The organism is Nocardia sp. NBC_00511, assembly GCF_045161165.1.
Lineage (GTDB): Bacteria > Actinomycetota > Actinomycetes > Mycobacteriales > Mycobacteriaceae > Nocardia.
On sequence record NZ_CP107849.1, the window covers coordinates 4462004 to 4475471 of the forward strand.

A 13468-nucleotide genomic window follows, 5' to 3' on the forward strand; every position below is an offset into this window, starting at 1 on the left:
GGATGGGCCCGGCACGGTAAGCGACCGGGTCACCTACCGTTCCGGATTCATCCCAGAGATCGGATCAGTGACCCGCCGACAGGCTGCTCAGCACCCCACCCCAGTACCCGCCGCCGAACGCACTGCCCAGCGACGCGGCGGCGCTGCCCGCGGTCACCGAGCCCGCGCCGATGGCATTGCCGAGATCGGCGGCGGAGCCGTCCGTGAGGTCCACATCTCCGGCGGTGGTGAGCGGGAGCCCGTCCGCCGCAGCCGTACCCATGGCCCCACCCAGCAGCGCGAACGCGGCGGCACCGACGAGAATCGTACGTTTCATGAAGTTGTCCCTACTTCCGATCATGAAGGCGGGCGCGACATCCCCGCCTCGCCGGACAAGAGCATATGAAAAACATCCGATTCAGATGCGGTTTTGAACCCTCAATTTACCGGCGGGTAGGACTCGAGCAGCGACTCAGCGGTTGTAGGGCTGCTCCTGAACCCAGCTGAAACCGCGCTCCAGCAAGGGAAACGACTTCGGGTCGAGCTGCGTGAACGAGGTGTGAATGCGATGCCCGGCGTAATCGTCGGCGTCGATGATCATCCGGCCCGGACCCGGCCACCAGTAGGTCAGCCGCACCCGCACCGGCGTCTCGGCATAGGTGCCGAGGGTGATGCGGTGGTGCAGATCGATGAAATGCTTGCGCGGATCGATGGTGCCGCCGTACATCTCGAAGGAATCGTCCATGTGCTGAATGGTGATCACCACCGGATCGCTGACATGGAACGGACGGTCGACAACCACACGCCGCCAACGCAATTCATCGGTCAGCAGCGGATCGCGGGCATAACCCTCCGACGAGAAGCGATCCACCTGATAGATGCCGTACAGCTCCGGCGTCGGCCGCACCCACTGGCGCAGATTCTGCGCACCGGTGACAGCGAGCAGCAGCAGACCCACCACCAACTGCACCGCCAGCGCGATCCGATTCGCCCGCACCGAGGTGAACAGCGACGGCGGTCGGAACGCCGGAACCGCGCCACCGCCGAACAACGCGGCGAGCAGTCGCCGAGCGTAGGGCGCGAGCAGAAACAGGCTCAGCAGCAGAAATTGCGACGACACCGTTTTCAGGCGAATGTCGTAGGTCATGTTCAGCAGGAACACCTGCGTCATATCCACCACGCACAGCAATGCGCCCGCCGCCGTGGCCCGCGGCACCAACAACAGCACCCCGGCCAGCAATTCCGCTGCGCCGAGCGCGATCTCGTACGGCTGCGACACACTCACCTGCGACCACAGCACGCCCTCGGGACTGAAGTTGCCGTAGGGCTCCACCAGCCGGTTCAACACGAACGGCATCTGCGTCGGAATCGCCTTCGCCATCCCGAAATAGAACATGGCCAGGGCCAGCACGAACCGCAGATACACCTGCGTCCACGCGAAGAGCCCGGTGTAGCGTCCTCGCCGTCGATCGACGACCGACCACACCGTGGTGGCCACGGAGGCGATCACCAGCAGCAGGAACAGCGCGGTCCATTGAAAAGCGCTGTCACTCCCCACCTGCGTACTGGTGACGCTCAACCCGAGCACATGACTCGCGGTCCATTCGATCGGTGGTCGCGCCAGCGACAGCACGCCCAGCACGGACCCCGATCCGGAGCCAACCCCCAACCCGTGCAACAGAATCGGGATGAGCCCCAGCACTCCGGCCAAGCCGAACAGCCCGAAATAGCAGACCCCGAACCGGAATCCGATGCGCGTCAGCACCTGCCAGCGCGGCTCACCGGAGCCCTCGGATCGCGCCGTCTCGGCCACGACCTTCTCGGCCGCACCGACCACCTCGAGATCGACGGTATCGACCACCGGACCCTCCCCACCTAGAGATCACTAGGCGGCACGGTAGACAGGGCCGCTTAACAAAGACCAGGTAGTTCGCTTAACGAGGGCTCAGTGACTCCGATCGACATCGAAGGGTGCGACCGCACCCGTCAGCGAACACGAAAACCCGGGCAGCACCCGGGTTTTCGTGTTCGAGCCGGAGCTCAGGTTCAGCGGGTGAGAATCGTCGCCGATCCGTGGCCGAACAGCCCCTGGTTGACCGCGATACCGGCGCTGGCGTTCTCCACCTGACGCCCGTCGGCCTGCCCGCGCAGCTGCCAGGTCAGCTCACAGATCTGCGCGATGGCCTGCGCCGGAATCGCCTCGCCGAAGCAGGCCAGCCCGCCACTGGGGTTGACCGGCACCCGGCCGCCCAATGTCGTTGCGCCACTGCGCAACAGCTCTTCCGCGCCACCGACCTCGCAGAGCCCGATGTCCTCGTACCAGTCCAGCTCCAGCGCGGTCGACAGGTCGTAGACCTCCGCGAAGGACAGCTCGTCGGGGCCGAGCCCGGCCTCCTCGTAGGCGGCGTGCGCGATGGCGGAACGGAAGGTGCGCGACGGCGGCTCGACGGCCACCGCCGAATCGGTCGAGAAGTCCGGCAGGTCGAGCACGGTCTTCGGGAACGTGGGCGTGACGGTGGACAGCGCCTTGATCCGAACCGGGTCGGCGATGCCGTGCTTGCGCGCGTACTCCATCGACGTCAGCACCAGCGCGGCGCCGCCGTCACTGGTCGCGCAAATGTCGAGCAGCCGCAGCGGATCCGAGACGACCGCCGAGGCGGCGATCTCCTCGACCGAAACCTCTTTGCGGTAGCGGGCATACGGGTTGTTGAGGCCGTGCTTGGCGTTCTTCACCTTGACCGCGGCGAAGTCGTCGAGCGTGGCGCCGTGCAACGCCATCCGGCGGCGCGCGTACAGCGCGAAGTAGATCGGGTTGGTCGCACCGAGCAGGTGGAAGCGCAGCCAGTCCGGGTCGTCGCGGCGTTCGCCGCCGACCGGCTGGAAGAAGCCCTTCGGCGTGGTGTCCGCACCGACCACCAGCGCGACATCGGTGAGCCCGGCCAGAATCTGCGCCCGCGCGTTCGCGATGGCCTGCGCGCCCGAGGCGCACGCGGCGTAGCTGCTGGAGATCCGCGCACCCGACCAGCCCAGCGCCTGCGCGAAGGTCGCGCCCGCCACGAAGCCCGGGTAGCCGTTGCGGATGGTGTCCGCGCCCGCGATGTAGCCGACATCCCGGTAGTCGACCCCGGCGTCGCGCAAGGCCGCTCGCGCCGCCACCAGGCCGTATTCGACGAAGTTGCGACCCCACTTGCCCCACTGGTGCATGCCCGCACCGAGGACCGCGATGTCGCGATTCGTGTCAGTCATTGACCGGCCTCCACATCCACACCGTGCGCTCGGCTTCCTCGTCCTCGTAGAGCACGCCGAGGGTCAGTTCCACCGGCATGCCGACCGCCAGGTCGTCGACGCCGAAACCCTTCGCGACCTGCCCGAGGATCACCATCTGCTCGACCTCGAGCTCAACGGCCGCAACCACATACGGCTCGAACGGATCACCCGAGACGTAGGGCGCCGGTGGCTTGTAGCGGGCATCCGCGTACGACCAGATCCGGCCACGCGTGGAAAACAGGTATTCGGTCAGCTCGGTGCCATCGTGCGGACCTGCGCACTGCGGATTCCGACAGGCGAGGGTGTTCTTCGGGAAGTAGGGCGTGCCGCAGGCATCGCACCGAGTTCCCTTCAAACGCACCGCACCGTCGTCCGCAGTGAACCAGTCAGCCACGGCAGGGCGTTGTTCTTTCTGCACATCCCCGACGTTATAGGAACACGTTCTACTTTGGCGAGGGAATCCGCACCGGCAATCCGGACACGGAGGTACGGTGGCTGGATCGAGGAAGCGCCACCGCCCTCGCGCCGATCTGGAGTACCGACACCACAATGGGCACCAAAGCCATTGACCCCCAGTCGATCCGCAACGTCACGCTCATCGGCCACCCCGCCGACACGACGCCGCTGATCCACCGCCTGCACCGCCGCACCAGATCCGGCCCGCACACCGCCATCCCCTGGTCCACCGCCCGCGTCGACCACACCATCCGCATCACCGAACTCCCCGGCGACGCCCCTGTAGCCGACCTGGAACGCTCGATCCGCGTCGCCGACAGCCTGATCGCGGTCCTCGACGCGACCACCCGCCCCTCCCCCCGGCTCGAAACCCTCCTGCGCGTGGCCGACGACCACCAGGTCGCCCGCCTGTGCCTGCTCACCGCCCTCGACGACCCCGCCGCCGACTTCGACCGCACCATCGCCGCCCTCACCGACCTCCACGGCGCGATCCCCCTCCCCCTGCAATTCCCCCACGGCACCGGCCGCCGTTTCCAAGGCGTCGTAGACCTCCTCCCCATGTGGTCCCTACGCTCGATAGCCGCCGAAATGTACGGCCCCACCTGGCATCTCGCCGCACACGCCTACCACACCCTGGTCCAGACTCTCCTGAACCCGCCCCCCGGCGCCTCCCTACCGGTAGACATCCCACTGGTCGAACTACACCGCCACATCCGCGCCCAGACCCGAATCGGCGACGTCCTCCCCGTCCTCTGCAGCCCGGCTCCCAGAACCGACGACACCGCCCTGCTCCTGGACGCGATAGCGCGCTACCTCCCCTCCCCCCTCGACGTCTGCCAACCGGAACACGCCCTCGACTACTGACGCCGATCAAAACCTGCTCGGCCACACCGGCCAGTACGGCTCACGGCTCGAATCGCATCATCCAGTTCCGGGGCCCACCGTTCGGCATATCGACCGTGCCGATGGTCGTGAAGCCGAATCGCTCGTAGTACGGGATGTTTTCGGGCTTCGCCGTCTCCAAATGAGCAGGCAGCCCGTCGGCCCGGCAACGAGCAAGCCCGGCCGTCATCAACGCTGCGCCGTACCCCTGGCCACGAACCGCCGCCGCGGTTCCGATCGCGAGCAGATGCCAGTGCGGTTCCTGCACATGGGAAGCCCAGGTCAGCCGCGAACCCTCCAGCACCTCCCGGACACGTGAACCATAGAGCCGCCGCAACCTGACCCAATCATCCAGCGGCAGAGCTACCTTGGGCGGCACTCGCGGAGTGGAAATCCACAACCCCGCACCGACAATCCGATGTGCCCCGTCGGCAGCGACATCAGCACCACCACTGGTACGGCAGGACTCCATGAAAGAGTGCTCGAAACCGAGACGAAGCTTCCTGAACCGGGAACGCGGCCTCGGGTGATACCACCCCGTCAGCGGATTATCGTCGAAAACCCCTGCGAGCACTCGAGATACCTCCCGCATATCGAACGGCTCGCCCTTACGAACAATCCCCCTCGAGCCGCCCTGACTTCCACCCACCACATGCCCCATCAATCCCACCTCGGTACAACGCCCAACGAATATAGACGCCCGTCACCGGCCGTGCGGTTCAGGCGATCGACGGTCTGGTCGCGGCGGTCGCGGCACCGGTCTGATGCTGATGATCGGCCAGTTCGATTCGCAGGCGATACGCGGTCGTCCCGGTCAGTGACGCCGCCCAGCACATGCGCCGGGTCGGGCGGAAGACTTCGGTTCTATCCAGTACGACAGCGGGATTCGCGGCGCGGGCCGCCAGCCACCTCGCTCCGAAGATGCGCAGCAGCCGATAGCGGTGGAAGCGGTCTCGCAGGGTGTAGAAGGTGTAGACGCTCGCGCAGATGCCGGCCGCGCTGACGGCGGCGAGTCCGAGCGCGATGGAGATCAGCTTGGCGTGCAGGTGCCAGAAGTTCTCGATACCGGCTCGCTGCAGGTAGAGGTTGTAGGCCTTGAACAGGCAGTAGGCCAGGCCCAGCGTCTCGCACAGGGCGATTCCGGCCAGCGCGCGGGCGAACGGGCCGCGGATCCAGCGCAGTTCACGAACGATGTATCCGCAACCGATGGCCAGTGCGGCGGCCAGCGGTGCCAGAAACGCGAACCAGTACGCCATTACCGGCCCGGTGACCGGAAAGTCGTTGCTCATGTAGGACGTCGGGACATGTGCCATCGGTGTGCGCAGGAAGGTCAGCACCATCGCGGCGGTGATCGCGGCGGCCAGCCCCAGCTGCACCCGCGGTGTGACAGTGCGGCCGGTGACGAAGGAACTGACGCTGAAGATCGGAATCGCCGACAGCGCACCGAATGTCATCCCCGCCAGCGACATGATGTTCGCGACGCCGGTCGCGTCGCGCAGCACCGGGTTGATGATGTCGTCGGAGATCACCGGGGCCCGGCACAGCTGCGCCAGTCCGGGAAACACCAGCATCTGGGTGAGCGGGTTGACCATGCCGGTGGGCCGGCTGAAACGGTTTCCGTTCCGGCTGATTCGAATGCGGTGTGTCGCCAGCGCGAGCAGCGACACCGGGATCAGGATGCCGACAACGATGTTCACGACGACCATCCGATGATCGCGGCGGCGCGTTCCAGCATGAGACGCTGGCGCGGATTGAGATCCCGATCCAGCAGCAGTGGCCGACTCAGCATGGCGGCCGCCTCCATCAGCAAGGTCGCGAACCATTCGGCCTGACGTTCCAGCGGCAGATCGAAATTCGAACGCAGACAGGCCTGCTGGTCCAGCAGCCGCTGGATCACGGTGGCCGGGATCGCGGGCGCGGTCCGTTCGAAATACCCGAGACGCTCCCCGTCCGGAATCTCGTGCCCGAGGATGATGTGCCCGAGCTCGTGCGCGATGATCCCGTCCCGCTCGACCCGGTCGACCCCCGAACGGTGCCGGATCAGGTCCTTCTCCGGCAGCGGAATCCAGATGCCGGAGAAGTCGATTTCCTCGAATTCGCCCAGACCCTCGACGATTTCGATGGGCCGGTCGCGCAGCAGGCTCAGTTCCTCCACGAAACGCTGCATCGACCACGGCCGCCGCAGCGGCAACCGTTCGAGCGCCCGCTCCGCGACCAGACGATCCGCATCCACGCTCAGCTCAGGGATTCCAGGTAGCTCTGCAACTCTCGCAACGCGTTGTCCCCCAACTTGTCCGAGCTGGAACGCAGGGCGACGAAGGGAATCCGCTTGTCGCGCTGCACGATCAGCAGGCTGAGCTGCCGGAACGGGCCGTAGTACCGGCCGGGATCATCGGAGAGGAAGCTCTCCGGCATATCGAAATAGCGAGCCAGCCCGTCGAGCAGGTCGGTGCACGGGTGCTGTGCACCCGGTTGCCGCAGCGCCTCGACCTCGTCCACCGACACCGTCCGACCCAGGGATTCCGAAAGCCCCTGCGCCACAGTGACTGCGCCGACCTCGGTCCCTTCCTTGTCGACAACGGTGGCGAACAGCAGGTTCACCCGCTCCTCCAACGGCACGACGTCCGAGCTCAACGGCCTTCCCCTTCAATCAGGTTGATCCGCTTCAGCTTAGACCGCCACCGCCGGGTGAACCTGTCCGCGCGGTCAGGATCGAGCTCCGTGAGCCTGCCCGCCAGCCAGCGCCGGTACTGTTGATTCTCCCGATCGTCCCCGATACCCGACGGCGGCGCGGCCAGCAGCGCACCGATGAGTCTGTCGATATGCCTGGGCATCTCGCGGTCCGGACCACCGGCCCGCTCGAGCACCTCGGTCGCCTGCGCGGCGGCGAGGCCCGCGATGGCGATCCCGAGTTGCTCCTTCACCGCCCGCGCCTCCGCCGCAATCGCTTCCGGCAGATCGGCGCTGTCGCAGAGCTGGAAACATCGGTCGGCGGCGGCGATCAACGCGTCCACCACGTCGATGTCGACCTCGACGAGCCTGAAGTTCAACGGATCGTGTTGCGTGGGCTGAGGTTCGACGACTTCCGAAACAGTCGACGGCTCAGTCACTTTCACCGGTTCGCCCCCGCGCAACGCGCGCGCCGCACTCCCCTCGACCCAGCGCAACCCGGTATCGAGCAGCCGCAGCGTCATCGGACTGGGCAGCGCGGTGTCGGCGCGCGGAATCTCCACCCGCGCCAACGTCGCCACCGAAGGTCCCCCGGCCTCCCGCACATCCGGCCGCGACAGCCCCAACTCCTCCCGCCGCCCGGCCACTACCCGCCCGAACCGCTCCTGCAGATCCCGCGTCACCACAGGCCGAACCCTATGCGACCCATCCCCGCCACCCCTTCCTACCCACCTCGACCCCACCCGAAATCCCACGAACAACTCATGACCAACTCACAGTACCCAAAATCAGCGCCGACGACGTCACAAGCAAGCTCATGATACGTTGAACCCGCCTCACCCAGCGGATCATGATCACTGTCCGCCGCCACCCCGACGCCGTGGTGGCAGAGGCCCGAAGAGCGCACCGACCGTTCGAGCCCATGTCGTCCGAAGGGGGGACGACAAACCCCGAACGGCCGGTGCGCACTTCGCCTCGACGTGCGGCGGGATTCGGGGGGAGTTAGCGGGTGGGAGGCTGAATCCGAAGCAGACCGTTCGACGTCGCGGCCAGCATGCCGACATGCGGGGCACACGCGAGATCCAAGACCGTGCCGATCGCCGATGTGCCCAGATGAGCACCGGTTTCCGTATCGAACCAGACGACTCCGGAATCCAGGCCGACCGCGAGCTGAGCACCGTCAGCGGTGAAACACAGTGCCGCCGAGCTCGAATCACCAGCGACGCCGGTCATTTCGTCATCGATGCGCTGATACCAGTCCGACTCACCGTCCGCCGCCCAGGCGACAGCGACGAGACCGCGATACCCGTTCGGACGGTGGATGCCGAAATCGGGGCGAACCCAGGTCGCGGTCCGCCGCCCATCAGGCGAGAAGGTGACGGCGGTGACGACCTCGGTGGTTCGCTGATTCGTCGGTGCTTCGCCTTTGTCGCTCTCGCGGTCGTACCGCAGCCGCAGCGCTCCCTCCGGGGAGACATCCAGGACGGTCTGCCACCACACGCCCTGCATCGAGTTCCCGACGGCCAGCAGCCGACCGTCCGGAGAAAACCGCGGCTCAGCGCTCCAATCGCCCAGACCGACATCGTCGAGCTCGGCCGTGTCGGCCACCACCTCGCGGCGCTGAACATCGATGAGCCGCAACGCTTCCGCACCGGTCACCGCCAGCGACCGACCGTCGGGCGACCAGCAGACCCCGGAGACGCTCCGGTTCAACGGCATCTCCACCGGAATCGACTCGGTCAGATCCTGCCAGCTGCGCAAGTGCACCGACCGCCGGTCGGCGAAGGCCATCATCTCCCCCACCGACCCGTACGGCCCCTTCGTCGCCGCACGTACCGGCAATCGAACGATCCCGACCGGCTCGACGGCCGGAGTGAGCCGCCACTCTACGAGCGCCGCACCGAGGTACATCGAGGTGACAGCCCGGTCCCGCGTCGGATGAATCGCAACCTGCCGCTGCTCACCCGCCGCGACGTCGGCAAGCCCCAACTCCGTCGATCTGCCTGTCCCATGCAGGATTCCGGTCATCCGCGCGCGCACCCCCGCATCCCCGTCCACGCCGAGAACATCGAGAGGTGAATCGCCGAACTCTGTGCGCCGCCCGGGGTCGGCACCGTGGTCGAGCAGCAAACCGACCACCGCGAGCCAGCCGTCGTCCTGCACGATCCGAGCACAGGCCAGGTGCAGCGGCGTCCACTTTCGTGGCGTATGCACCGAAGCTCCCGCCGCGAGCAGCAATCCCACGATCACCGGGTCCTTCGCGACATCCAGCGGCGAAAGCGGATCTTCCGAGCCGGGAGCGTCCTCAGCAAGCACCGACGGATCACTGCCCGCCGCCAGCAGCACCCGCACCACCTCGGCATGCCCGTCCTCCACCGCCGAATACAGCGGCGTCCGCCCCCAACGATCACGCGCCCGCAGCCCAGGCATACCCGCAGCCGCAACCAGCAGTTCAGCTACCTCCCCGCCAGCCGCACGATGCAGCGCGGTATAGCCGTCACTCCACACCGCCAGCGGATCCGCACCCCGCTCCAGCAACAGCCGCACCGCCGCAACAGAATCCGGATTCCCCGCAGCCTCGATCAGCGGGCTGATATCCCGCCAGCCCCTGGCATTCGCCAACCCCGGATCACCATCCAGCAGCACACGCAGCCGAGCCTCATCGCCCGCCTTAGCCGCATCGATCGCCGACTGTTCCGGCGTCGGCGTGCCCCCAGACTCCTCGTATGGCTTCATCGACACCGACTGTATGACACGCCGAAGCTGCCGATTCCGCGCCGACACCGCGCTCGAACTCGGCGACCCCGAGCCGTCCGGTCCGGTCGTTATAGGGTTTCCCGGACGCTGCCGTGCGGGTGTGCTGCGCGATTCTCATCGGATTCATCGGCCGTCGAGACTGGGGGAACGTTCTGATGACAGCAGAGACAGCGGTGCAGGAACCGACCACGACCCGTGCCCAGTGGGTGCGGATCATCCTGGCGGGCATCGGATTCGGGCTGCTACTCGGCGGCATGCTGCTCGGTCTGTACAGCCGATTCCTGGCCGCCACGGTCCCCTTGGACGATTGGGGTTTCCGCTCCGCGGGCGTCGTGGGCACGCCCGAACGGTTCGCGGTCGCGGCCGTTGTCGCCGGTGCGGTCGCGCTCCTGTTGACGGCGATCGCGTTCCGTCGCGGACGTGAATCGGGTGGGTACGACGAATTCGAGGGTCAGTACGAAGTTCTCGCGACGCTGGTCATCATCGTGATCGTGCTGACGCTGGTGATCATGGTGATGGCGTCGCATCTGCCGAGCATGGTCGACTATCTGCGGACCCAGTACCCGTACTTCTCGCGCCTGACGACAGCGATCACGGCCACCGGGCTCGTCGGCGTCGGCAGTGTGCTGGTGCTCGGCCTGACTCCGCGCGTGAGCGTGGTGTGGCGGATCGACCGCCGTATCGTCGCGGTCGCGGTGGCGGCAGGTTTGGTCATCGCGGCGACGGCCGCTTTCGCCGCGGTGCGCGCGGGCGACGACGACGCCAACTTCGACCACACGACCGCCGGTACCGCCGACATCCCGGCAATCCCCGGCCGATTGGGCAGCGAGCGCTACCGCGTCGAGATCCCGGCGAACGAGAACCCCGACATCGTCGCCGCCGGAACCGGATTCGTCGTCGCCACACAGGCCGGACTCACCGCCTACGACGGAAGATCCGGCCGGGAACGCTGGCACTACCTCCGCACCCGCCAAAACGGCCGACTGGCAATGGGATACGCCTCAGGTTCACTGCTGGCCGTCGAGGGCGACGTGGTCGTCGCAGCCTGGAGCAACCTCGGCTACCGTGCCTTCGACGCCACCACCGGCGAACTCCTGTGGACCGAAACCGATTTCAACCGCGATACCGGGTCGGTCGGCTGGGCATGGATGGTCGGCGGCAAGAGCTCCGAATACCTCTCCGGCCCCCTGACGCTGGGCAACCCCACCCAGATCGCCCGCTACGACGCTCGCACCGGCGCCCGACTCTGGCTGACCGACACCCGATCCCCCGAATGCCCCGGCCCCACCCGCGATTCGTGGAACGGCAACGTCCCCGATATCCGCACCGACACCGCCGTCTACCGCATCCAGCAGTGCAGTGACGGGACCCAATCCTGGTGGCAGATCCTCGCATTGGACGCCGACACCGGAACGATCACCGCCACCAGGGCCGTCGGCCAAGGCGCACTCGAGAATGACCCGCTCCCCGCCATTACCCAAAGACTCGCCAACACCGTCGTCGTCCAATTGCGTAAACCCGACCCTGATTCCTACCTGCTGATCGACTCCCCCGCCCACCTCGCCTCGGCCCCGATCCGACGGACCGGCAGCCCCATCGGCGCAGACCCGTCCGGACCGCAGGTAGCGCTCGACATCCACGCCCCGCAGAACGTCATGCAGACCGTCGACGCCAACAGCGACACCGCCGCCACCCTCACCATCCCGGACCCGCACCTCCGAGACCCCTACGCCAATCGAGTCGTCTACCTGCACAACGAAATAGTCGCGATATCACAGCAAAAGTCCGGCGGCAGCTACCAACAGAGTGTGCGCTCATGGAGCCGTACCGACGGCAGCCCCGCGAGTACCCAGCCGATCGAAAACGCAACTCGGTACTGCGGATCCACCCGTCTCGTCCCCACCGCTTCCGCGCTCGTCCTCATATGCGGAGCGGACACTCCCGAACGCGCACCGACCGTGATCATCGGATACGCCCCGGAACCTTAAGCCCCGCTTCAAGACAGCGCCCGCGCGCTCACACGCTCGCTACTCGGCCGATCGTCGTACGAATGACGGCGGCCACCGCCTCGGGGTCATCGAGCATCGGCACATGCCCGCACTCGGGCAGGGGCGACCACACCGCATGCGCGGGCAGCTCCTCACCGCACTGCCCTCGATCCGGCGTCAACAACAGATCTTTCGCCCCGAACGCCACCGTGACCGGCACCGAGATATCCCGCCCACCCCGAAACCGACTCTCCTGCACCGCCCGCCGAGTGTCATAGAACCCCGCCGCCCCGGCAAGCGCGGCCACGAACGACTCAGCAGCCTCCACCGGCACCGCCCTCGGATGAGCCGCGATCGGAAAAAGCACCGCCGCCCTCCCCGCACTCGTCCTAACAACGCTGCGCAACAACGGCTCCAAGTTCCCCGCCGCCACCCCCGCCACCGAGAACAACACCTTGTTCCGCACCCGCTCCCGCCCCGTCCAAAGCCCCGCAGGCGACAACAAACTCAACGACCGAGCCCGACCAACCCGCCCCAACTCCAACGCCATCCACCCACCAAGTGAGTTCCCCGCAACATGCGCCCGCTCGATCCCCAACCGATCGAGCAACCCGATCAAACTGTTCCGCAAAGCATCCGGCGTCGGCCGCACCCCACCCCCGAGCCGCGCCGACTTCCCATGCCCAGGCAGATCAACCGCCACCACATCGAACCCGGAAAGCAACGGCACCACCCGATCCCAAGCATGGTGGTCATCCCCCAACCCATGAATCAACAGCAGCGGCTCACCTTGCCCCCGGCGAGTGAAGTACAGCTCGTCCATCCCAAGTCCAATCCACGGATCCGCACCGACCCGACCGCAGGTAGGCGACCGAATCGATCATGACACCTGCTGCAACAGATCGGGAGAGCGCACCTCGCTCAATTGACATCGTCTCATTGAGACTATAGATTCAGTCCCACTGAAACGGTATCAATGAGACTATTGGAGACCTGATGTCGACCCCGACGCTCGAAGCTGTCAACAAGAACGCGATCCGCCACTTCCTCGAGGTGGGTGACGCCGATACGCGTGACCTGCAAGCGATTTGGGACTGTTTCACCCCGGACTGCGACTTCCCGACCTTCGCCGCGCGCACCGGCAAGGCCACGTTCACAGTCGAGGACTACAAGGGCTTCCTGCTGGCCTACCTCGAGGCACTGCCCGACGCCACATTCACTCCTGACCAGATCGTCGCCGAAGGCGACCAGGTGTGGGTTCGGATCATCATCCGCGGCACGCACTCGGCCGTACTGCGTGGCGTACCCGCCACCGGCCGCCCGGTCGAATACACACAGCTCGGCATGTACACCATGCGCGACGGCAAGATCGCCGAGGCGCGAGCGGTTTTCGACGACATCACGCTACTGCACCAAATCGGCGTCCAGATTTGATCTCGTTCGAAGTCACGGACCCACTGGTCGGGCTG

14 protein-coding genes are annotated in these 13468 nt (G+C 66.5%); 3 read left to right on the forward strand and 11 right to left on the reverse strand.

All coding sequences use genetic code 11. From position 1 onward, the window contains the following. Positions 1-64 precede the first annotated feature (64 nt). The 4 genes from OG300_RS21040 to OG300_RS21055 all read right to left on the reverse strand — a co-directional run bounded on the left by OG300_RS21040 (position 65) and on the right by OG300_RS21055 (position 3640). A complete protein-coding gene (locus OG300_RS21040) occupies positions 65-316 on the reverse strand; it encodes a hypothetical protein (protein ID WP_405484088.1) in 252 nt (83 codons plus the stop codon). A gap of 135 nt (positions 317-451) precedes the next feature. Beyond that, on the reverse strand, positions 452-1816 hold the full coding sequence (locus OG300_RS21045) for a DoxX family protein (protein ID WP_405498620.1): 1365 nt from the start codon (positions 1814-1816) through the stop codon (positions 452-454). 209 nt (positions 1817-2025) lie between these two features. After that, the gene (locus OG300_RS21050; protein WP_405484090.1) at positions 2026-3225 is read right to left on the reverse strand and encodes a lipid-transfer protein; all 1200 of its coding nucleotides are present in this window, start codon (positions 3223-3225) and stop codon (positions 2026-2028) included. Beyond that, positions 3218-3640, reverse strand: coding sequence for a Zn-ribbon domain-containing OB-fold protein (locus OG300_RS21055; protein ID WP_405484092.1), 423 nt, complete (start codon positions 3638-3640; stop codon positions 3218-3220). The genes OG300_RS21050 and OG300_RS21055 overlap by 8 nt, the downstream gene beginning before the upstream one ends. Before the next feature lie 155 nt (positions 3641-3795). Here OG300_RS21055 and OG300_RS21060 point away from each other — a divergent pair, with 155 nt between their 5' ends. Further along, entirely contained in the window at positions 3796-4566 is a 771-nt protein-coding gene (locus OG300_RS21060; protein ID WP_405484094.1) for a GTP-binding protein, read from the forward strand. Positions 4567-4606: 40 nt separating this feature from the next. Here the strand turns inward: OG300_RS21060 and OG300_RS21065 are convergent, their stop codons facing one another. From OG300_RS21065 to OG300_RS21090, 6 genes are all read right to left on the reverse strand, one after another. Next, complete coding sequence (locus OG300_RS21065) at positions 4607-5245, reverse strand: GNAT family N-acetyltransferase (protein ID WP_405484096.1); 639 nt, start codon at positions 5243-5245, stop codon at positions 4607-4609. A 58-nt stretch (positions 5246-5303) separates the two neighbouring features. After that, positions 5304-6281 (reverse strand): hypothetical protein, encoded by a 978-nt coding sequence (locus tag OG300_RS21070; RefSeq protein WP_405484098.1) that lies wholly within the window; start codon positions 6279-6281, stop codon positions 5304-5306. Next, positions 6278-6817, reverse strand: a complete 540-nt coding sequence (locus tag OG300_RS21075) for a hypothetical protein (protein ID WP_405484100.1) — start codon at positions 6815-6817, stop codon at positions 6278-6280. Before OG300_RS21075 ends, OG300_RS21070 begins: the two co-directional genes overlap by 4 nt. Before the next feature lie 2 nt (positions 6818-6819). Beyond that, positions 6820-7218 (reverse strand): hypothetical protein, encoded by a 399-nt coding sequence (locus tag OG300_RS21080; RefSeq protein ID WP_405484102.1) that lies wholly within the window; start codon positions 7216-7218, stop codon positions 6820-6822. Continuing rightward, positions 7215-7940, reverse strand: a complete 726-nt coding sequence (locus OG300_RS21085; protein ID WP_405484104.1) for a hypothetical protein — start codon at positions 7938-7940, stop codon at positions 7215-7217. Before OG300_RS21085 ends, OG300_RS21080 begins: the two co-directional genes overlap by 4 nt. Before the next feature lie 316 nt (positions 7941-8256). Beyond that, a complete protein-coding gene (locus OG300_RS21090; protein WP_405484106.1) occupies positions 8257-9990 on the reverse strand; it encodes an ankyrin repeat domain-containing protein in 1734 nt (577 codons plus the stop codon). Between the two features lie 176 nt (positions 9991-10166). Between OG300_RS21090 and OG300_RS21095 the strand changes: the two genes are divergently transcribed. Beyond that, positions 10167-11999 (forward strand): PQQ-binding-like beta-propeller repeat protein, encoded by a 1833-nt coding sequence (locus OG300_RS21095; protein ID WP_405484108.1) that lies wholly within the window; start codon positions 10167-10169, stop codon positions 11997-11999. Between the two features lie 28 nt (positions 12000-12027). Here OG300_RS21095 and OG300_RS21100 read toward each other — a convergent pair whose 3' ends face one another. Beyond that, on the reverse strand, positions 12028-12822 hold the full coding sequence (locus OG300_RS21100) for an alpha/beta fold hydrolase (RefSeq protein WP_405484110.1): 795 nt from the start codon (positions 12820-12822) through the stop codon (positions 12028-12030). A gap of 173 nt (positions 12823-12995) precedes the next feature. Between OG300_RS21100 and OG300_RS21105 the strand changes: the two genes are divergently transcribed. After that, positions 12996-13433 (forward strand): ester cyclase, encoded by a 438-nt coding sequence (locus tag OG300_RS21105; RefSeq protein WP_405484112.1) that lies wholly within the window; start codon positions 12996-12998, stop codon positions 13431-13433. The last annotated feature ends 35 nt before the right edge of the window (positions 13434-13468 follow it).

Bases quoted from the DNA above. Each gene is read 5' to 3' on its own strand.
- OG300_RS21040 (WP_405484088.1), bottom strand. From the start codon at position 316: ATGAAACGTACGATTCTCGTCGGTGCCGCCGCGTTCGCGCTGCTGGGT.
- OG300_RS21050 (WP_405484090.1), bottom strand. From the start codon at position 3,225: ATGACTGACACGAATCGCGACATCGCGGTCCTCGGTGCGGGCATGCAC.
- OG300_RS21060 (WP_405484094.1), top strand. From the start codon at position 3,796: ATGGGCACCAAAGCCATTGACCCCCAGTCGATCCGCAACGTCACGCTC.
- OG300_RS21065 (WP_405484096.1), bottom strand. From the start codon at position 5,245: ATGGGGCATGTGGTGGGTGGAAGTCAGGGCGGCTCGAGGGGGATTGTT.
- OG300_RS21090 (WP_405484106.1), bottom strand. From the start codon at position 9,990: ATGAAGCCATACGAGGAGTCTGGGGGCACGCCGACGCCGGAACAGTCG.
- OG300_RS21095 (WP_405484108.1), top strand. From the start codon at position 10,167: ATGACAGCAGAGACAGCGGTGCAGGAACCGACCACGACCCGTGCCCAG.
- OG300_RS21100 (WP_405484110.1), bottom strand. From the start codon at position 12,822: ATGGACGAGCTGTACTTCACTCGCCGGGGGCAAGGTGAGCCGCTGCTG.
- OG300_RS21105 (WP_405484112.1), top strand. From the start codon at position 12,996: ATGTCGACCCCGACGCTCGAAGCTGTCAACAAGAACGCGATCCGCCAC.